Source organism: Streptomyces sp. NPDC050636, from assembly GCF_040654775.1.
Taxonomy (GTDB): Bacteria; Actinomycetota; Actinomycetes; order Streptomycetales; family Streptomycetaceae; genus Streptomyces.
Map to the genome: position 1 here is coordinate 31540 of NZ_JBFAIP010000048.1, position 19392 is coordinate 50931.

The window sequence follows — 19392 nt, forward strand, 5'->3', positions numbered from 1 at the left end:
CATCGTGACCCGTCGCGTGCTGGTCCTCAACGGTCCCAACCTCGGCCGGCTGGGCTCCCGGGAGCCGGATGTCTACGGCGCCACGTCCTACGCCGGACTGGTCGAGCAGTGCACCACGCTCGGCAAGGAGCTGGGGTTCGACGCGGAGGTCCGGGAGACCAACGACGAGGGAGAGATGGTCCGTTGGCTGCATGAAGCCGCCGATGGATCGATTCCGGTCATCATCAACCCCGGCGCTTTCACGCACTATTCGTACGCGATGCGGGACGCGGCGGCCCAGCGCACCGCCCCGCTCATCGAGGTGCACATCTCGAACCCCTACGCGCGCGAGGAATTCCGGCATAATTCGGTGATCGCCGCGGTCGCCAGCGGTACGGTCGCCGGCTTCGGCATCGGCTCGTACCGTCTCGCGCTCCGTGCGCTGGCCGAGGAACTGGACGAGTAGGTCCCCTGTCCCTGCCGGCTCGCCGGGCGGACTAGGGCCCGGCCACGACCCATCGGGCAGGCCTAAGGGCCATAGGACTTACTCGTCCGGCCCGCTGACGCACCGAATGGGGCACTCCCCACCGCCCCCGGACGTTCCTTCACCGAGCGCCGGGGGTGGGGACACCACCCGGCGCGGGCAGAGTACCGTTCGCAGGAAGTACCACCCACACCGACAGCTGTGGGGCGCAACGGCCCTTCCGGGCCGGTCGGTTACCGCACGATACGCACCGGGCAGCGCGGCCCGGCGCACCGCACCACGTCGACCGCATGAGACGGAGAGCCACCGGATGCAGCACGCAGTGGGGGCTCCGCTGCCACCGCCCCAGGGGCAGGTGCCAGGCCAACCGGGACGGGCAGGGCACGGCGCCACGATGAACTGGGCCCCCCACCACGGCCGGCCCGTCCCGCCCGGCTCGCCGCCGTCGCCCGCGGCCCCGCCGGCGCCGTCCGCCCCGCCTGCTCCCGCCGCGCCGCCCGCCCAGCCCGCTCCTGCCCCGGGCGCCCCGGGCGGCGGCTGGAACGGCCCCGCGCCGCAGCAGGCCCCGCCCACGCCGCACAGCACGGACATCACCGGCCATATCCAGCTGCCGCCGGGCGCCCCGGTCGCGCTGCCCAGCCCGCCCACCGACACCGCCGCCGCGGACGCCGGACACGCCGCACACGCTTCCGTCGCGGTGCTGCTCATCGGCCCCGCGGGCGCCGGCAAGACCAGCGTCGCCCGCCACTGGGCCGACACCCGTCGGGTGCCCACCGCACACATCAGCCTCGACGACGTCCGCGAATGGGTCCGCTCCGGCTTCGCCGACCCGCAGTCGGGCTGGAACGACCACTCCGAGGCCCAGTACCGCCTCGCCCGCCGCACCTGTGGCTTCGCGGCCCGTAACTTCCTCGCCAATGGCATCTCCTGCATCCTCGACGACGCCGTCTTCCCGGACCGCCCGGTCGTCGGCCTCGGCGGCTGGAAGCGCCATGTGGGCCCCGGCCTGCTGCCGATCGTGCTGCTGCCGGGCCTGGAGATCGTCCTGGAGCGCAACGCCCGGCGCACCGGCAACCGCCGGCTGTCCGACGAAGAGGTGGCCCGGATCCACGGCCGGATGGCCGGCTGGTACGGCTCCGGCCTGCCCATCATCGACAACTCGCAGCACGACGTCGCGACGACCGTGCGGGTGCTGGACGACGTCGTCGCCCGCAGCATCGCCAGCCCGCCCAGCTGGTAGCCCGCCCGGTCCGTGAGCGGGGACCGGCGGCCCGCGTCCCCCGGCCGGGTGCTCTCAACCGGCCGCCTGCCCGGTACGGTCGTACGCTCGGGATATGTCCGAGTTGTACGCGGTCCGACGCACGCGGCTGCGCGACCGCTGCGCCGCAACCGGAAGCGTTGCCGCACTGATCTCGCGCCCCGCCAACGTCCGCTACCTCACCGGCTGCGCGCCGTCCGGCGCCGCGCTGCTGCTGGGCCCCGCCGACGACATCCTGATCTGCGGCCGGCCGCTGAGCGGCGACCCGGCCGAAGGGCGGCCCGTCGACGACGTACGCGTGTCCGTGCTGCCCACCCGTGGCGGTGACCCGTCCGTGGCCGGCGCCGACCTGGCCGCGAAGGCCGGCGCGGACACCCTCGCCGTCGAGGAGCATCACCTCACCGTCGCCCGGCACCGGGCGCTGTCCCAGGTCGCGCCCCGGATGCGGCTCACGGACCTGGCCTGCGCCGTCGAGGCACAGCGGCTGGTCAAGGACGACGACGAGATCGCCTGTCTGCGGATCGCCGCCGAGATCACCGACCAGGCGCTCGGCGAACTCCTCGAATCGATCCTCGTCGGACGCACCGAACGGCATCTCGCGCTCGAACTGGAGCGCCGCCTCGTTGACCACGGAGCGGACGGCCCAGCCTTCCCCACCTCCGTCGCGGCCGGCCAGAACTCCGGCCGCCCCGGCCATCTGCCCACCGACCGGCGGGTGGAGGAGGGCGACTTCCTGTCCGTCGGCCTGGGTGCCAACTACCGCGGCTACCGCTGCGAGATCGGCCGGACCTTTGTCATCGGCACCACGCCGACGGACTGGCAGATCGAACTGTACGACCTCGTCTTCGCAGCCCAGCGGGCCGGCCGTGAGGCGCTCGCACCGGGTGTGGAATGCCGCGAAGTGGACCGGGTGACCCGCCATGTACTGGAATCGGCGGGGTACGGCGAGGGGCTCGGACCGTGGACCGGGCACGGTGTGGGACTCGAAATCGACGAGGACCCTCAGTTGTCACCGGCCGCCATGGGTAAACTGGACGCTTGCGTGCCGGTCACCGTCGAGCCGGGGGTTCACCTCCCGGGCCGCGGAGGTGTCCGGATCGACGACACACTCGTCGTCCGCCCCGAGGCGGACGGCGGGCCCGAGCTACTCACGATCACGACCAAGGAGCTGCTCGCGCTGTGAGCCGCAGGGTTCAGCGCGTACGGCTTTGAGGTACCCACCACCTGCAGTCCAGGAGATTCCGCAACCGTGGCTTCCACGAACGACCTCAAGAACGGCCTGGTGCTCAAGCTCGAAGGGGGCCAGCTCTGGTCCGTCGTCGAGTTCCAGCACGTCAAGCCCGGTAAGGGCCCCGCCTTCGTCCGCACCAAGCTGAAGAACGTGCTCTCCGGCAAGGTCGTCGACAAGACCTTCAACGCCGGTGTGAAGGTCGAGACGGCCACTGTCGACAAGCGCGGGATGCAGTTCTCGTACATGGACGGCGAGTACTTCGTCTTCATGGACATGGACACGTACGACCAGCTGATGGTCGACCGCAAGGCCGTCGGCGACGCCGCGAACTTCCTGCTTGAGGGCTTCGAGGCCGTCGTGGCGCAGCACGAGGGCGAGGTGCTCTATGTCGAGCTGCCGGCCGCCGTCGAGCTCGTCATCGCGCACACCGAGCCCGGCGTCCAGGGCGACCGCTCCACCGGCGGCTCGAAGCCCGCCACCCTGGAGACCGGCTACGAGATCCAGGTGCCGCTCTTCATCACGGAGGGCGAGAAGATCAAGGTCGACACCCGCTCCGGCGAGTACCTCGGTCGGGTGAACAGCTAACCGTGGCTGCCCGCAACAAGGCCCGTAAGCGCGCCTTCCAGATCCTCTTCGAGGCCGATCAGCGCGGCGCCGACGTGCAGTCCGTGCTGGCGGACTGGATGCGACACGCCCGGACCGACCCCCGGCAGCCGCCGGTGAACGAGTACACCCTGGAGCTGGTCGAGGGGTACGCGGACCACGTCAAGCGCATCGACGAACTGATCTCCACGTACTCCGTCGACTGGGAGCTGGACCGGATGCCGGTCGTCGACCGCAACATCCTGCGGCTCGGCGCCTACGAGCTGATCTGGGTCGACGGCACGCCGGATGCGGTGGCGATCGACGAAGCGGTTCAGCTCGCCAAGGAGTTCTCCACGGACGATTCCCCGGCCTTCGTCAACGGCCTCCTCGGCCGGCTCAAGGACCTGAAGCCGAGCCTGCGCCGTGAGGCCGGCTAGGCGGACGCCAGAGCAGACGAAAGGGCCCGGAGCGATAGCGAGATGCTCCGGGCCCTTCGTATGCCCGCAGAAGGGCGTCTGGGGCCTTGGGGCCGGTATGCCCGGCTGCGTGTGCGAGCCGGGCCGGTCGGGTACAAAAACGACCGCCGCCCCGGTGGCCGGGGCGGCGGTACGTTTCTGCATGGTGTGTCGGCGACCGTCACATGTCGTCGTGCGCCACGGCGCGGCGGGCATCCGCGTCCAGCACGCCCCAGCTGATCAGCTGCTCGGTGAGCACCGAGGGCGACTGGTCATAGATCACCGCGAGGGTGCGCAGGTCGTCCTGACGGATCGAGAGGACCTTGCCGTTGTAGTCGCCGCGCTGGCTCTGGATCGTCGCGGCGTAGCGCTGCAGCGGTCCGGCCTTCTCCTGCGGGACATGGGCGAGCCGCTCCAGGTCCAGCACCAGCTTCGGCGGCGGCTCGGCCGCGCCGCCGGGTGTCGTGCCCGGCAGGAGCTCCTGCACCGGCACGCCGTAGAAGTCCGCGAGCTCGGCGAGGCGCTGCACGGTCACGGCACGGTCGCCGCGCTCGTAAGACCCGACCACCACGGCCTTCCAACGGCCCTGGGACTTCTCCTCGACACCATGGAGAGAGAGGCCCTGCTGGGTGCGGATGGCGCGGAGCTTGGCCCCGAGCTGTTTGGCGTATTCGCTGGACATAAAGCTCCCCAGACAGCTGATTCGAAATGCGGCTCCGCCGCGGGTTGGTAACTCACTGTGAGGTTACGCAGCGTAATCTGACTTCGTCAAGCCGAATGGGCCAGACCATCGCCCGTCAGGGGTGCGATCCGGTCCTGAGGGGCTCCCTGGTAACCTGGGCCGCGTAATTTCGACGTCCTTTAAAGTCCGTCCCGTGAGGCGGAGAAGGGGGTCCGTTTCGTATGGACGCAAGCAGTTCCGACGCACGAGCTCAGCTCCCCGCGCGCCCGGTGCTCGAAGGCCCGGACATCGCACGGATGCTCACCCGTATCGCCCACGAAATCGTCGAGCGCGCCAAGGGCGCGGACGATGTGGTGCTCCTGGGAATCCCCACCCGCGGAGTGTTCCTCGCCCGGCGGCTGGCCGCCAAGCTGGCGGAGATCACCGGCCGGACGATCCCGGTCGGCTCGCTCGACATCACGATGTACCGCGACGACCTGCGCCTGGGCCCGGCCCGTGCGCTCGCCCGTACGGACATCCCCGCCGACGGCATCGAGGGCCGGGTCGTCCTGCTCGTAGACGACGTCCTGTTCTCGGGTCGCACGATCCGCGCCGCGCTGGACGCGCTGGGCGACATCGGACGGCCGCGCGCCGTGCAGCTGGCGGTCCTCGTCGACCGCGGCCACCGCGAACTTCCGATCCGCGCGGACTATGTAGGCAAGAACCTCCCCACGTCGCTGCGGGAGACGGTCAAGGTCCAGCTCACCGAGGAGGACGGCCGGGACGCCGTGCTGCTCGGTGTCCGAGAGACCGCCCCGGCCGGCGAGCGCTAGCGCACCGCGTACGGACCCGGTGACCCCGGGCCCGCGCCCCTGCCTGCTCGACGGACATTCCCGTACACCTCCCTCACTCACGGAGAAACCGGATGAAGCGCCACCTCATCTCGGCCGCCGACCTCACGCGCGACGACGCCGTTCTGATCCTCGACACCGCCGAGGAGATGGCCCGGGTCGCGGACCGGCCGATCAAGAAGCTCCCCACCCTGCGCGGACGCACCGTCGTCAACCTGTTCTTCGAGGACTCGACCCGCACCCGTATCTCCTTCGAGGCCGCCGCCAAACGGCTCTCGGCGGACGTCATCAACTTCTCCGCGAAGGGCTCGTCGGTCTCCAAGGGCGAGTCGCTCAAGGACACCGCCCTCACCCTGGAGGCGATGGGCGCGGACGCCGTCGTCATCCGGCACCACGACTCCGGCGCCCCGCACCGCCTGGCGACCTCCGGCTGGATCGGCGGCTCCGTGGTCAACGCCGGTGACGGCACCCACGAACACCCCACCCAGGCGCTGTTGGACGCCTTCACGATGCGCCGCCGGCTCGTCGGCGCCGACGCCGGCCTCGGCAAGGACCTGGCCGGCCGCCGTATCACCATCGTCGGCGACATCCTGCACAGCCGCGTCGCCCGCTCCAACGTCCATCTGCTGACCACGCTCGGTGCCGAGGTCACCCTGGTGGCGCCGCCGACCCTGGTGCCCTTCGGCGTCGAGCAGTGGCCCTGCGAGGTCTCGTACGACCTGGACTCCGTGGTCGCCAAGTCCGACGCGGTGATGATGCTGCGCGTCCAGCGCGAGCGGATGAACGCGGCGTTCTTCCCGACCGAGCGCGAGTACGCGCGGCGCTACGGCCTCGACGGTGACCGGATGGCCCGGATGCCGGAACACGCGATCGTGATGCACCCCGGCCCGATGAACCGCGGCATGGAAATCACCGCCGCGGTCGCCGACTCGCCGCGCTGCACCGCCGTCGAACAGGTCGCCAACGGTGTCAGCATCCGTATGGCGGTCCTCTATCTGCTTCTGGGCGGCAATGAGCCCGCCGTCACCGCCACCAGCACGCCCACCGAGGAGAGCAAGTAATCATGACCAAGATCCTTATTCGCGGGGCCAAGGTCCTCGGTGGCGAGCCGCAGGACGTGCTGATCACGGGCGAGACCATCACCGCCGTCGGCACCGACCTGACCGTCTCCAGCGCCGAGGGCGCGCAGATCATCGAGGCGGACGGCCAGATCCTCCTGCCGGGCCTCGTCGACTTGCACACCCACCTGCGCGAGCCGGGCCGAGAGGACTCCGAGACCGTGCTGACCGGCACCAAGGCGGCTGCCGTCGGCGGCTTCACCGCCGTGCACGCCATGGCCAACACCTTCCCCGTCGCCGACACCGCCGGCGTCGTCGAGCAGGTCTGGCGGCTGGGCAAGGAGTCCGGCTACTGCGACGTCCAGCCGGTCGGCGCCGTAACGGTCGGTCTGGAGGGCAAGAAGCTCGCCGAGCTCGGCGCGATGCACGACTCCGCGGCCGGCGTCCGGGTCTTCTCCGACGACGGCAAGTGCGTCGACGACGCCGTCATCATGCGGCGCGCCCTGGAGTACGTGAAGGCCTTCGACGGCGTCGTCGCCCAGCACGCCCAGGAGCCCCGGCTCACCGAAGGCGCCCAGATGAACGAGGGCATCGTCTCCGCCGAGCTGGGCCTCGGCGGCTGGCCCGCGGTCGCCGAGGAGTCGATCATCGCCCGCGATGTGCTGCTCGCCGCGCACGTCGGCTCCCGGGTGCACATCTGCCACCTCTCGACCGCTGGTTCCGTCGAGCTGGTCCGCTGGGCCAAGTCCAAGGGCTGGGACGTCACCGCCGAGGTCACCCCGCACCACCTCCTGCTCACCGACGAGCTCGTCCGCAGCTACAACCCGGTCTACAAGGTGAACCCGCCGCTGCGCACCGAGGCCGATGTCCTGGCGCTGCGCGAGGCGCTGGCCGACGGCACCATCGACTGCGTCGCCACCGACCACGCCCCGCACCCGCACGAGGACAAGGACTGCGAGTGGGGCGCCGCGGCCATGGGCATGGTCGGCCTGGAGACCGCGCTGTCCGTCGTCCAGCACACGATGGTCGACAACGGGCTGCTGGACTGGGCCGGCGTCGCCGACCGGATGTCCTTCCGCCCCGCGCACATCGGCCGCCTCGAAGGCCACGGACGGCCCATCTCGGTCGGTGAGCCCGCCAACCTCACGCTGCTCGATTCCGCTTACCGTGGAGTGGTGGACCCCGCGGGCTTCGCCTCCCGCAGCCGCAACACCCCCTACGAGGGCCGTGAGCTGCCGGGACGCGTCACCCACACCTTCCTGCGGGGCCGGGCAACGGTCGTCGACGGGAAGCTGGCGTGACTCCTCCTCTCATCCAACTGGCCGAAGCGCAGCAGTCCGCGCCGGTCACCGACTGGGCCGGCCGTATCGCCTGGGTCGTCGGACTGCTGGTCTTCGTCGTCTTCGTCTACTGGCTGATGCGCGAGGGCTGGAAGTGGCGCGGCAGGCTCCAGGGCGATCTGCCCGAGCTGCCCGCCGCGCCCGCCGACGCCGCCGAGCCGAAGCTGACGATGAGCGGCCGCTACCACGGCTCCACCACCGCGGGGCAGTGGCTGGACCGGATCGTCGCGCGCGGCCTCGGCACCCGTAGCCGCGCCGAGCTGACCCTGACCGACCAGGGCCTGGACGTCGTACGGCCGGGCGCGCAGGACTTCTTCGTGCCGGCCGCCGCGCTGCGCGGCGCCCGCCTCGACAAGGGCATCGCAGGCAAGGTCCTGCCCGAGGGCGGCCTGCTGATCGTCACCTGGGAGCACGGGGACAGGGAGATCGACTCCGGGTTCCGCTCCGACCGGGCGAGCGAGCACCCGGCCTGGGTCGAGGCCCTCAACCAGCTCAGCACCACCGAGAACACGACCAGCACCACCGAGCACACCGAAACGGAAGGCGCACGATGACGACCTCCACCAGGGGGACCGCCAAGATCCCCGCCGTACTCGTCCTGGAGGACGGCCGCACCTTCCGCGGCCGTGCCTACGGGGCCGTGGGGGAGACCTTCGGCGAGGCGGTGTTCTCCACCGGCATGACCGGCTACCAGGAGACGCTGACCGACCCGTCGTACCACCGCCAGGTCGTCGTCATGACCGCCCCGCACATCGGCAACACCGGTGTGAACGACGAGGACCCCGAGTCGCAGCGGATCTGGGTGTCGGGCTATGTGGTCCGCGACCCCGCCCGTATGCCGTCCAACTGGCGCTCGGTGCGCTCGCTGGACGAGGAACTGGTCGCGCAGCACGTCGTGGGCATCAGCGGGGTCGACACCCGCGCGCTCACCCGCCATCTGCGCGAGCGGGGTGCGATGCGGGTCGGCATCTTCTCCGGCGAGGCGCTGCCCGACGCGGGCACGATGCTGGCCAAGGTGCGCCAGGCCCCCGAGATGCAGGGTGCGAACCTGTCCGCGGAGGTCGCCACCAAGGAGGCGTACGTCGTCCCCGCCATCGGGACGAAGAAGTTCACGGTCGCCGCGATCGACCTGGGCATCAAGGGCATGACCCCGCACCGCATGGCCGAGCGCGGCATCGAGGTGCACGTCCTGCCCGCGACCGCCACCGTCGAGGACGTCTACGCGGTCGAGCCGGACGGCGTGTTCTTCTCCAACGGTCCGGGCGACCCGGCCACCGCCGACCACCCGGTCTCCGTCATGCGCGGCGTCCTGGAGCGCAAGACCCCGCTGTTCGGCATCTGCTTCGGCAACCAGATCCTGGGCCGCGCGCTGGGCTTCGGCACGTACAAGCTCAAGTACGGCCACCGCGGCATCAACCAGCCGGTCCAGGACCGTACGACCGGCAAGGTCGAGGTCACCGCGCACAACCACGGCTTCGCCGTCGACGCGCCGCTCGACAAGGTCTCCGAGACCCCCTTCGGCCGCGCCGAGGTCTCCCACGTCTGCCTCAACGACAACGTGGTGGAGGGCCTCCAGCTGCTCGACCAGCCGGCCTTCAGCGTCCAGTACCACCCCGAAGCCGCCGCGGGTCCGCACGACGCCGCGTACCTCTTCGACCGCTTCGTATCCCTGATGGAGGGCCAGCGTGCCTAAGCGCACCGATATCCAGTCCGTCCTGGTCATCGGCTCCGGCCCGATCGTCATCGGCCAGGCCGCGGAGTTCGACTACTCCGGTACCCAGGCCTGCCGGGTCCTCAAGTCCGAGGGCCTGCGCGTCATCCTGGTCAACTCCAACCCGGCGACGATCATGACCGACCCGGAGATCGCCGACGCCACCTACGTCGAGCCGATCACGCCGGAGTTCGTCGAGAAGATCATCGCCAAGGAGCGCCCCGACGCGCTGCTGCCCACGCTCGGCGGCCAGACCGCGCTGAACACCGCGATCTCCATGCACGAGCAGGGTGTGCTGGAGAAGTACGGTGTCGAGCTGATCGGCGCCAACGTCGAGGCGATCCACAAGGGCGAGGACCGCGACCTCTTCAAGGGCGTGGTCGAAGCCGTCAACGCCAAGATCGGCCACGGCGAGTCCGCCCGCTCGGTGATCTGCCACTCCATGGACGACGTCCTCGACGGCGTCCGCGAGCTGGGCGGCTACCCGGTCGTCGTCCGCCCGTCCTTCACCATGGGCGGCGCCGGCTCCGGCTTCGCCCACGACGAGGAGGAGCTGCGCCGCATCGCCGGCCAGGGCCTCACGCTCTCCCCGACCACCGAGGTGCTCCTGGAGGAGTCCATCCTCGGCTGGAAGGAGTACGAGCTGGAGCTGATGCGCGACAAGAACGACAACGTCGTGGTCGTCTGCTCCATCGAGAACTTCGACCCGATGGGCGTGCACACCGGTGACTCGATCACCGTCGCCCCGGCGATGACCCTGACCGACCGCGAATACCAGCGGCTGCGCGACATCGGTATCGCGATCATCCGCGAGGTCGGCGTCGACACCGGCGGCTGCAACATCCAGTTCGCGGTCAACCCCGTCGACGGCCGCATCATCGTCATCGAGATGAACCCGCGGGTCTCGCGGTCCTCCGCGCTCGCCTCCAAGGCCACCGGCTTCCCGATCGCCAAGATCGCGGCCCGGCTGGCGGTCGGCTACACGCTGGACGAGATCCCGAACGACATCACCCAGGAGACCCCGGCGTCGTTCGAGCCGACCCTCGACTACGTCGTCGTCAAGGTGCCGCGCTTCGCGTTCGAGAAGTTCCCGGCCGCCGACGCCACGCTGACCACGACCATGAAGTCGGTCGGCGAGGCCATGGCGATCGGCCGTAACTTCCCCGAGGCGCTCAACAAGGCACTGCGCTCGCTGGAGAAGAAGGGCAGCCAGTTCGACTTCGTGGTCGAGCCCGGCAACAAGGCGGATCTGCTGAAGATCGCCCAGATCCCGACCGACGGCCGGATCAACACCGTGATGCGGGCGATCCGCGCCGGTGCCACCCGGCAGGAGGTCTTCGACGCCACGAAGATCGACCCGTGGTTCGTCGACCAGCTCTTCCTGATCAAGGAGATCGCGGACGAGATCGCGGAGGCCGCCAAGCTCGGCCCGGAGATCCTTGCGGAAGCAAAGCGCCACGGCTTCTCCGACGCCCAGATCGCCGCTATCCGCGGGCTGCGCGAGGACGTCGTCCGGGAGGTGCGGCATGCCCTCGGCGTCCGCCCGGTCTACAAGACCGTCGACACCTGCGCCGCCGAGTTCGCCGCCAACACGCCGTACTTCTACTCCTCCTACGACGAGGAGACCGAGGTCGCGCCGCGCGAGAAGCCGGCCGTGATCATCCTCGGCTCCGGCCCGAACCGCATCGGCCAGGGCATCGAGTTCGACTACTCCTGCGTCCACGCCTCGTTCGCGCTCAGCGACGCCGGCTACGAGACCGTGATGGTCAACTGCAACCCGGAGACCGTCTCCACCGACTACGACACCTCCGACCGGCTCTACTTCGAGCCGCTCACCCTGGAGGACGTCCTGGAGATCGTGCACGCCGAGACCCAGGCGGGCCCGGTCGCCGGTGTCATCGTCCAGCTCGGCGGCCAGACCCCGCTGGGCCTGGCGCAGGCGCTCAAGGACAACGGCGTGCAGATCGTCGGCACCTCGCCCGAGGCGATCGACCTCGCCGAGGAGCGCGGCGCCTTCGGCCGGGTGCTGACCGAGGCCGGCCTGCCCGCCCCCAAGTACGGCACCGCCTTCTCCTTCGACGAGGCGAAGACCATCGCCACCGAGATCGGCTACCCGGTCATGGTCCGCCCGTCCTACGTGCTGGGCGGCCGCGGCATGGAGATCGTCTACGACGAGCCGTCGCTGGGCGAGTACCTCACCCGCCACGCCGGCCTCATCGACCAGCACCCGGTCCTCATCGACCGGTTCCTCGACGACGCCATCGAGATCGACGTCGACGCCCTCTACGACGGCACCGAGCTCTACCTCGGCGGCGTCATGGAGCACATCGAGGAAGCCGGCATCCACTCCGGTGACTCCGCCTGCGCGCTGCCCCCGATCACGCTCGGCGGCTTCGACATCAAGCGGCTGCGGGCATCGACGGAGGCCATCGCCAAGGGAGTCGGCGTCCGCGGGCTGATCAACATCCAGTTCGCGATGGCCGGGGACATCCTCTACGTCCTGGAGGCGAACCCGCGCGCCTCCCGTACGGTCCCCTTCACCTCGAAGGCGACCGCGGTGCCGCTGGCCAAGGCAGCCGCCCGGATCTCGCTCGGCGCCACCATCGCCGAACTGCGGGCCGAGGGCATGCTGCCCAAGACGGGCGACGGCGGCACCCTGCCGCTGGACGCGCCGATCTCCGTCAAGGAAGCCGTGATGCCCTGGTCGCGCTTCCGCGACGCGTCGGGCCGCGGCGTGGACACCATCCTCGGCCCGGAGATGCGCTCCACCGGCGAGGTCATGGGCATCGACTCCGTCTTCGGCACCGCCTACGCCAAGTCCCAGGCCGGCGCCTACGGAGCGCTGCCCACCAAGGGCCGCGCCTTCGTCTCCGTCGCCAACCGCGACAAGCGCTCGATGATCTTCCCGGCGCGGGAACTGGTCGCGCACGGCTTCGAGCTGCTGGCCACCTCCGGCACCGCCGAGGTGCTGCGCCGCAACGGCATCAACGCCACCGTGGTGCGCAAGCAGTCCGAGGGCGAGGGCCCCGACGGCGAGAAGACCATCGTCCAGCTGATCCACGACGGCCAGGTCGACCTGATCGTCAACACCCCCTACGGCACCGGCGGCCGCCTGGACGGCTACGACATCCGTACCGCCTCCGTGGCCCGCGGCATCCCCTGCCTGACCACGGTCCAGGCGCTCGCCGCCGCCGTACAGGGCATCGAGGCCATGTCCCGCGGCCATGTGGGCGTCAGGTCACTCCAGGAGCACGCGGAACACCTGACCGCGGCCCGCGACTAGCAGCCGGCCAACGAGGGGGACACCGGAAGGTGTCCCCCTCTTCTTGAGGACACCACCATGTACCAGCTCTTCTTCAGCCTGATCTTCAAGCGCATGGACCCCGAGAAGGCCCACCACCTGGCCTTCCGCTGGATCCGCCTGGCCGCCCGTACCCCCGTGCTGCGCACCTTCGTCGCGGCCGCCCTCGCGCCCCGCCACAAGGAGCTGCGCACCGAGGCGCTCGGCCGCCGGATGCACGGCCCCTTCGGGCTGGCCGCCGGCTTCGACAAGAACGCGGTCGCCATCGACGGCATGACCATGCTCGGCTTCGACCATGTCGAGATCGGCACCGTCACCGCCCAGCCCCAGCCCGGCAACCCCAAGAAGCGCCTGTTCCGGCTCGTACCGGACCGCGCGCTGATCAACCGCATGGGCTTCAACAACGACGGCTCGGCATCCGTGGCGGCCCGCCTGGCCGCCCGTAACCCGGTCTTCAGCACGACCGTCGGCGTCAACATCGGCAAGACCAAGATCGTGCCGGAGGACGAGGCGGTGGGCGACTACGTCACCTCCACCGAGCGGCTCGCCACCCATGCCGACTACCTGGTCGTCAATGTCTCCTCGCCGAACACCCCGGGGCTGCGCAACCTCCAGGCCACGGACCACCTCCGGCCGCTGCTGACCGCCGTCCGCGAGGCCGCCGACCGTACGGTCACCGACCGCCGGGTCCCGCTCCTCGTCAAGATCGCCCCGGACCTCGCCGACGCGGACATCGACGCCGTCGCCGACCTCGCCGTCGAACTGGGCCTGGACGGCATCATCGCCACCAACACCACCATCGCCCGCGACGGCCTGGGCCTGACCTCCGACCCGGACCTGGTCAAGGAGACCGGCGGCCTGTCCGGCGCCCCCGTCAAGGCGCGCTCCCTGGAGGTCCTGCGCCGCCTGTACGCCCGCGTGGGCGACCGGATCACCCTCATCGGGGTCGGCGGCATCGAGAACGCCGAGGACGCCTGGCAGCGCATCCTGGCCGGCGCCACCCTCGTCCAGGGCTACAGCGCCTTCATCTACGAGGGCCCGTTCTGGTGCCGCGCCGTCCACAAGGGGCTGGCCGCCCGCCTGCGCAACAGCCCGTACACCACGCTCGCCGAGGCCGTCGGTGCCTCCGTCCGAGAGGAGAAGACCGCAGCATGACTCTCGACTCCGCCCCCTCTGCCCCTTCCGCCCCCTTCGGTGCCCGGCTGCGCCACGCCATGGACACCCGCGGCCCGCTCTGCGTCGGCATCGACCCGCACGCCTCGCTGCTGGCCGACTGGGGCCTGAACGACGACGTCGCGGGCCTGGCGCGGTTCACCCGTACCGTCGTGGAGGCCCTCGGCGACCAGGTCGCGGTCTTCAAGCCGCAGTCCGCGTTCTTCGAGCGCTTCGGCTCCAAGGGCCTGGCCGTCCTGGAGACCGCCCTCACCGAGGCCCGCGAGGCCGGCGCGCTGATCCTCATGGACGCCAAGCGCGGCGACATCGGCTCCACCATGGGCGCGTACGCCGACACCTACCTCAACCCGCGCAGCCCGCTGTTCTCCGACGCCGTCACCCTCAGCCCGTACCTGGGCTTCGGGTCGCTGCGTCCGGCGTTCGACGCAGCTGTGCTGAACGGCTGCGGCGTCTTCGTCCTCGCCCTCACCTCCAACCCGGAGGGCCAGGAGGTGCAGCGCGCCGTACGTGCCGACGGCGGCACCGTCGCCGCGACGATGCTCGGCCACCTCGCGGCCGAGAACGCCGGTGCCGAGCCGCTGGGCTCCTTCGGCGCGGTCGTCGGCGCCACGCTCGGCGATCTCTCCTCGTTCGATCTGGCGATCAACGGCCCGCTGCTCGCGCCCGGCATCGGCGCGCAGGGCGCCACCCCCGCCGACCTCCCCACCGTCTTCGGGGACGCGGTCCGCAATGTCGTGCCGAGCGTCAGCCGGGGAGTGCTGCGGCACGGCCCGGACGCCGCGGCTCTGCGCGCTGCGGCGGCTCGTTTTACCGACGAAGTGCGCTCGGCGGTCGGGACAGGGGCCGCTTAAGGGGCTTCCGGCCGGGACTTTGGTCCCGAAATGTCCTGGTCAGCAGAGTCTGACCAGGACTTTTCGTCTGTTCTCGCTGACTCTGGCGCCCTTGCCCGCTAGTCTCCGACGAGAGCACCGCACGTAAAGGCGTTGCTCGTTGCTCCGCAGGTGCGGGGCGACTAGGTTCCACACCGGTCCGATATCCGACAGTTCTACATCCGAGGTGACGTAGGCGTGGCTCTTCCGCCCCTTACCCCTGAACAGCGCGCAGCCGCGCTCGAGAAGGCCGCCGCGGCTCGCCGGGAGCGCGCCGAGGTCAAGAATCGGCTCAAGCACTCCGGTGCATCCCTCCATGAGGTCATCAAGCAGGGCCAGGAGAACGACGTCATCGGCAAGATGAAGGTCTCCGCCCTCCTGGAGTCCCTGCCCGGCGTCGGCAAGGTCCGCGCCAAGCAGATCATGGAGCGGCTCGGGATCTCCGAGAGCCGCCGCGTACGGGGTCTTGGCTCCAACCAGATTGCGTCGCTGGAGCGCGAGTTCGGCAGCACCGCTTCCTGAATTTCCGGCAATACCGGGAAGCTGGAATAATCGCTGCATGGCTGCAACATCCCGGGGGACGACCCCCGCGCCCCCGGACGTCCGTCCGCGACTGACCGTGCTCTCCGGCCCCTCGGGGGTCGGCAAGAGCACGGTCGTCGCGCATCTGCGCAAAGTCCACCCCGAGGTCTGGCTCTCGGTTTCGGCCACCACCCGCAAGCCGCGCCCCGGGGAGCGGCACGGCGTCCAGTACTTCTTCGTCGAGGACGAGGAATTCGACAAGCTGATCGCCAACGGCGAATTGCTGGAATGGGCCGAATTCGCGGGCAACCGCTACGGCACCCCGCGAAAGGCGGTCCTGGACCGTCTGGAGGCCGGGGAGCCGGTCCTGCTGGAGATCGATCTGCAGGGCGCCCGCCAGGTCCGCGAGTCCATGGAGGAAGCCCATCTGGTCTTCCTGGCCCCGCCGAGCTGGGACGAGCTGGTCCGCCGGCTCACGGGGCGGGGCACCGAGGCCCCCGAGGTCATCGAGCGCCGACTGGCGGCCGCCAAGGTCGAACTGGCCGCGGAGACGGAGTTCGATGTGACGCTTGTCAACACCTCCGTCGAGGACGTCAGCCGTGAGCTGCTAGCCTTGATGCTGCGTCGACCTGGGGACCAGAACATCAGCGGCTGATCCCGCGAATCCCCAGACCGCCGGATTTTTTTGAGTTTCACCCCGGCTTCATCCCCCTTCGGAAGGTAGAGAGTGTCCTCTTCCATCACCGCACCCGAGGGCATCATCAACCCGCCCATTGATGAGCTTCTCGAGGCCACCGACTCGAAGTACAGCCTCGTGATCTACGCCGCCAAGCGCGCGCGCCAGATCAACGCGTACTACTCGCAGCTCGGCGAGGGCCTGCTCGAATACGTCGGCCCCCTCGTCGACACGCACGTCCACGAGAAGCCCCTGTCGATCGCGCTCCGCGAGATCAACGCGGGTCTGCTGACCTCCGAGGCCATTGAGGGCCCGGCTCAGTAAGCACCACGATCACCTCACCACGGGCCCGGCAGCGCAGCTGTCGGGCCCGTGGTGTGTCATGGGGTACGTACGGAAGAAGAGCGTGGGGAGAGGCGATGGACAAGCCCAAGGTCGTCCTGGGGGTCAGTGGCGGGATCGCCGCGTACAAGGCGTGCGAGCTGCTGCGGCGGCTCACCGAGTCCGGGCATGACGTACGGGTCGTGCCGACCGCCGCGGCGCTGCACTTCGTCGGCGAGGCCACCTGGTCGGCGCTGTCCGGCAACCCGGCCTCCACCGAGGTCTGGGAATCCGTCCACGAGGTCCCGCACGTCCGCATCGGCCAGGCCGCCGCCCTCGTCGTGGTCGCCCCCGCCACCGCCGACATGCTGGCCAAGGCCGCCCACGGCCTCGCCGACGACCTGCTGACCAACACCCTCCTCACCGCCCGATGTCCGGTGATCTTCGCGCCCGCGATGCACACCGAGATGTGGGAGAACCCCGCCACCCAGGAGAACGTCGCCACCCTGCGGCGCCGCGGCGCGATCGTCATCGACCCCGCGGTCGGCCGGCTGACCGGCGTCGACACCGGCAAGGGCCGCTTCCCCGACCCGGCCGAGATCTTCGAACTCTGCCGCCACGTTCTGCGGAGAAGCAGCCTGGCCCACGGCGACCGGGCGCTGACGCAGGACCTCGCGGGCCGGCATGTCGTCATCAGCGCCGGCGGCACCCGCGAGCCGCTGGACCCGGTGCGCTACCTGGGCAACCGCTCCTCGGGCAAGCAGGGCTATGCCCTGGCCCGTACGGCGGTCGCCCGCGGCGCCCGCGTCACGCTGGTCGCGGGCAACACCGAGCTGCCCGATCCGGCCGGGGTGGACGTGGTCCGCATCGGTACCGCCGTCCAGCTGCGGGAGGCGGTCCTGAAGGCCGCCGCGGACGCCGACGCGGTCGTCATGGCCGCCGCCGTGGCCGATTTCCGACCGGCCGTCTACGCCACCGGCAAGATCAAGAAGAGGGACGGCAAGGAGCCGGATCCAGTCACCCTGGTCCGTAATCCGGACATCCTCGCCGAGATTTCCACCGATCGGGCCCGTCCCGGTCAGCTTGTCGTCGGTTTCGCCGCCGAAACCGACGACGTCCTCGCCAACGGCCGCGCCAAGCTCGCCCGCAAGGGTTGTGACCTGCTGGTCGTCAACGAGGTCGGGGAACACAAGGCCTTCGGCTCGGCCGAGAACGAGGCGGTGATCCTCGCCACGGACGGCACCGAGACCCCGGTCCCGTACGGTCCCAAGGAAGACCTGGCCGAAACGGTGTGGGACCTCGTCGCGCCCCGCCTCCCGGAGCCCCGCCCCTGATCACGCGGCCATCACCCCGTCGATCCCCGTCATCACCCGGCAATCGCCCTGGTCCGCCTCATCGGCCCCATCGACACCGGCGTGCCCTCTTGACCCGACCGATTCTCAAGGTGATCGTCCTATCGTGCGTCGTGGTGTCCCAGGTCACGTGGGGTCCATAAATCGAGACTGCGTGTCCGAACGTCACATACGACCGATAAACTGGCCGTGGACCGGGCCGAGCGCAGCTCTCGGCCCCTCCGCCAATGATCAGCCAGCAGCCGCTGCAACCCCAGGGAGCGATGTGTCCCGCCGCCTGTTCACCTCGGAGTCTGTCACCGAGGGCCACCCCGACAAGATCGCTGACCAGATCAGCGACACCATCCTCGACGCGCTCCTCAAGGAGGACCCGGCTTCCCGGGTCGCCGTCGAGACGCTGATCACCACCGGCCTGGTGCACGTGGCCGGCGAGGTGACGACCAAGGCGTACGCCGATATCCCCAACCTGGTCAGGAACAAGGTCCTGGACATCGGCTACGACTCGTCCAAGAAGGGCTTCGACGGCGCTTCCTGTGGCGTCTCGGTCTCCATCGGCGCACAGTCCCCGGACATCGCCCAGGGCGTCGACACCGCGTACGAGAACCGTGTCGAGGGCGATGACGACGAGCTGGACAGGCAGGGCGCCGGCGACCAGGGCCTGATGTTCGGCTACGCGTGCGACGAGACGCCGGAGCTGATGCCGCTCCCGATCAATCTCGCGCACCGTCTGTCCAAGCGTCTGTCCGAGGTCCGCAAGAACGGGACCATCCCCTACCTGCGTCCGGACGGCAAGACCCAGGTCACCATCGAGTACGACGGCCACAAGGCGGTCCGGCTCGACACGGTCGTGGTCTCCTCGCAGCACGCCAGCGACATCGACCTGGACTCCCTCCTGGCGCCGGACATCCGCGAGTTCGTCGTGGAGCATGTCCTTAACCAGCTGGTCGAGGACGGCATCAAGCTGGACACGGACGGCTACCGGCTGCTGGTCAACCCGACCGGGCGGTTCGAGATCGGCGGCCCGATGGGTGACGCCGGCCTGACCGGCCGCAAGATCATCATCGACACCTACGGCGGTATGGCCCGCCACGGTGGTGGTGCCTTCTCCGGCAAGGACCCGTCCAAGGTGGACCGCTCGGCCGCGTATGCGATGCGCTGGGTCGCCAAGAACGTGGTGGCGGCGGGCCTGGCGTCGCGCTGCGAGGTCCAGGTGGCCTACGCGATCGGCAAGGCTGAGCCGGTGGGTCTGTTCGTGGAGACCTTCGGCACCGCCACCGTCGACACCGACAAGATCGAGCAGGCCATCGGCGACGTCTTCGACCTCCGCCCGGCCGCGATCATCCGCGACCTCGACCTGCTCCGCCCGATCTACGCCCAGACCGCCGCCTACGGCCACTTCGGCCGCGAGCTGGAGGACTTCACCTGGGAGCGCACGGACCGCGTCGATGCCCTCCGCAAGGCCGCGGGCCTGTAAGGCTTCGTACCGCCGCTGGATGTGATCACGGCCCCGGTCCCCTTGGCGGGCCGGGGCCGGTGGGGGTTACGGGGGGCCGGGGGGCGGTGGG

Annotated in this window: 19 protein-coding genes; 18 read left to right on the forward strand and 1 reads right to left on the reverse strand. The window is 70.1% G+C overall.

What is annotated here, in order from left to right; all coding sequences use genetic code 11:
• Positions 1-4: 4 nt before the first annotated feature.
• The 5 genes from aroQ (at position 5) to nusB (ending at position 3974) form a co-directional block, all read left to right on the forward strand.
• Positions 5-445 carry a type II 3-dehydroquinate dehydratase gene (gene aroQ / locus AB0I10_RS27325; protein WP_363155302.1) on the forward strand — a complete coding sequence of 147 codons (441 nt, stop codon included), beginning with the start codon at positions 5-7 and terminating at the stop codon, positions 443-445.
• Between the two features lie 328 nt (positions 446-773).
• Positions 774-1703, forward strand: coding sequence for a Pro-rich N-terminal domain-containing protein (locus AB0I10_RS27330; protein ID WP_363155283.1), 930 nt, complete (start codon positions 774-776; stop codon positions 1701-1703).
• A 94-nt stretch (positions 1704-1797) separates the two neighbouring features.
• The gene (locus tag AB0I10_RS27335) at positions 1798-2904 is read left to right on the forward strand and encodes an aminopeptidase P family protein (RefSeq protein ID WP_363155284.1); all 1107 of its coding nucleotides are present in this window, start codon (positions 1798-1800) and stop codon (positions 2902-2904) included.
• Positions 2905-2970: 66 nt separating this feature from the next.
• On the forward strand, positions 2971-3537 hold the full coding sequence (gene efp, locus AB0I10_RS27340; protein ID WP_363155285.1) for an elongation factor P: 567 nt from the start codon (positions 2971-2973) through the stop codon (positions 3535-3537).
• Positions 3538-3539: 2 nt separating this feature from the next.
• Positions 3540-3974 (forward strand): transcription antitermination factor NusB, encoded by a 435-nt coding sequence (gene nusB, locus AB0I10_RS27345; protein ID WP_363155286.1) that lies wholly within the window; start codon positions 3540-3542, stop codon positions 3972-3974.
• Positions 3975-4173: 199 nt separating this feature from the next.
• On the opposite strand, the gene bldD is transcribed toward nusB, so the two are convergent.
• Positions 4174-4674 carry a transcriptional regulator BldD gene (bldD, locus tag AB0I10_RS27350; RefSeq protein WP_363155287.1) on the reverse strand — a complete coding sequence of 167 codons (501 nt, stop codon included), beginning with the start codon at positions 4672-4674 and terminating at the stop codon, positions 4174-4176.
• Positions 4675-4895: 221 nt separating this feature from the next.
• On the opposite strand from bldD, the gene pyrR reads away from it, so the two are divergent.
• From pyrR to metK, 13 genes are all read left to right on the forward strand, one after another.
• Positions 4896-5486: a bifunctional pyr operon transcriptional regulator/uracil phosphoribosyltransferase PyrR gene (pyrR, locus tag AB0I10_RS27355; RefSeq protein WP_363155288.1), complete on the forward strand. Its 591-nt coding sequence runs from the start codon at positions 4896-4898 to the stop codon at positions 5484-5486.
• A gap of 92 nt (positions 5487-5578) precedes the next feature.
• Entirely contained in the window at positions 5579-6565 is a 987-nt protein-coding gene (locus AB0I10_RS27360; protein ID WP_363155289.1) for an aspartate carbamoyltransferase catalytic subunit, read from the forward strand.
• A gap of 2 nt (positions 6566-6567) precedes the next feature.
• A complete protein-coding gene (locus tag AB0I10_RS27365) occupies positions 6568-7863 on the forward strand; it encodes a dihydroorotase (protein ID WP_363155290.1) in 1296 nt (431 codons plus the stop codon).
• A complete protein-coding gene (locus tag AB0I10_RS27370; RefSeq protein WP_363155291.1) occupies positions 7860-8456 on the forward strand; it encodes a hypothetical protein in 597 nt (198 codons plus the stop codon). Before AB0I10_RS27365 ends, AB0I10_RS27370 begins: the two co-directional genes overlap by 4 nt.
• A complete protein-coding gene (gene carA, locus AB0I10_RS27375) occupies positions 8453-9595 on the forward strand; it encodes a glutamine-hydrolyzing carbamoyl-phosphate synthase small subunit (protein WP_363155292.1) in 1143 nt (380 codons plus the stop codon). The genes AB0I10_RS27370 and carA overlap by 4 nt, the downstream gene beginning before the upstream one ends.
• Positions 9588-12896, forward strand: a complete 3309-nt coding sequence (carB, locus tag AB0I10_RS27380) for a carbamoyl-phosphate synthase large subunit (protein ID WP_363155293.1) — start codon at positions 9588-9590, stop codon at positions 12894-12896. Before carA ends, carB begins: the two co-directional genes overlap by 8 nt.
• 57 nt (positions 12897-12953) lie before the next feature.
• Positions 12954-14069 (forward strand): quinone-dependent dihydroorotate dehydrogenase, encoded by a 1116-nt coding sequence (locus AB0I10_RS27385; protein WP_363155294.1) that lies wholly within the window; start codon positions 12954-12956, stop codon positions 14067-14069.
• Positions 14066-14938, forward strand: a complete 873-nt coding sequence (pyrF, locus tag AB0I10_RS27390) for an orotidine-5'-phosphate decarboxylase (protein WP_363155295.1) — start codon at positions 14066-14068, stop codon at positions 14936-14938. Before AB0I10_RS27385 ends, pyrF begins: the two co-directional genes overlap by 4 nt.
• Positions 14939-15154: 216 nt before the next feature.
• Positions 15155-15478 (forward strand): integration host factor, encoded by a 324-nt coding sequence (locus tag AB0I10_RS27395; protein ID WP_006607450.1) that lies wholly within the window; start codon positions 15155-15157, stop codon positions 15476-15478.
• A gap of 37 nt (positions 15479-15515) precedes the next feature.
• Positions 15516-16133, forward strand: a complete 618-nt coding sequence (gmk, locus tag AB0I10_RS27400) for a guanylate kinase (RefSeq protein ID WP_363155296.1) — start codon at positions 15516-15518, stop codon at positions 16131-16133.
• Positions 16134-16205: 72 nt separating this feature from the next.
• Positions 16206-16478, forward strand: coding sequence for a DNA-directed RNA polymerase subunit omega (rpoZ, locus tag AB0I10_RS27405; protein WP_005319902.1), 273 nt, complete (start codon positions 16206-16208; stop codon positions 16476-16478).
• 95 nt (positions 16479-16573) lie between these two features.
• Positions 16574-17809, forward strand: coding sequence for a bifunctional phosphopantothenoylcysteine decarboxylase/phosphopantothenate--cysteine ligase CoaBC (coaBC, locus tag AB0I10_RS27410; protein ID WP_363155297.1), 1236 nt, complete (start codon positions 16574-16576; stop codon positions 17807-17809).
• 283 nt (positions 17810-18092) lie between these two features.
• Positions 18093-19301: a methionine adenosyltransferase gene (gene metK, locus AB0I10_RS27415; RefSeq protein ID WP_363155298.1), complete on the forward strand. Its 1209-nt coding sequence runs from the start codon at positions 18093-18095 to the stop codon at positions 19299-19301.
• The last annotated feature ends 91 nt before the right edge of the window (positions 19302-19392 follow it).

Bases quoted from the DNA above. Each gene is read 5' to 3' on its own strand.
- AB0I10_RS27385 (WP_363155294.1), top strand. From the start codon at position 12,954: ATGTACCAGCTCTTCTTCAGCCTGATCTTCAAGCGCATGGACCCCGAG.
- AB0I10_RS27365 (WP_363155290.1), top strand. From the start codon at position 6,568: ATGACCAAGATCCTTATTCGCGGGGCCAAGGTCCTCGGTGGCGAGCCG.
- bldD (WP_363155287.1), bottom strand. From the start codon at position 4,674: ATGTCCAGCGAATACGCCAAACAGCTCGGGGCCAAGCTCCGCGCCATC.
- pyrF (WP_363155295.1), top strand. From the start codon at position 14,066: ATGACTCTCGACTCCGCCCCCTCTGCCCCTTCCGCCCCCTTCGGTGCC.
- carA (WP_363155292.1), top strand. From the start codon at position 8,453: ATGACGACCTCCACCAGGGGGACCGCCAAGATCCCCGCCGTACTCGTC.
- AB0I10_RS27335 (WP_363155284.1), top strand. From the start codon at position 1,798: ATGTCCGAGTTGTACGCGGTCCGACGCACGCGGCTGCGCGACCGCTGC.
- pyrR (WP_363155288.1), top strand. From the start codon at position 4,896: ATGGACGCAAGCAGTTCCGACGCACGAGCTCAGCTCCCCGCGCGCCCG.
- AB0I10_RS27330 (WP_363155283.1), top strand. From the start codon at position 774: ATGCAGCACGCAGTGGGGGCTCCGCTGCCACCGCCCCAGGGGCAGGTG.
- gmk (WP_363155296.1), top strand. From the start codon at position 15,516: ATGGCTGCAACATCCCGGGGGACGACCCCCGCGCCCCCGGACGTCCGT.
- coaBC (WP_363155297.1), top strand. From the start codon at position 16,574: ATGGACAAGCCCAAGGTCGTCCTGGGGGTCAGTGGCGGGATCGCCGCG.
- AB0I10_RS27360 (WP_363155289.1), top strand. From the start codon at position 5,579: ATGAAGCGCCACCTCATCTCGGCCGCCGACCTCACGCGCGACGACGCC.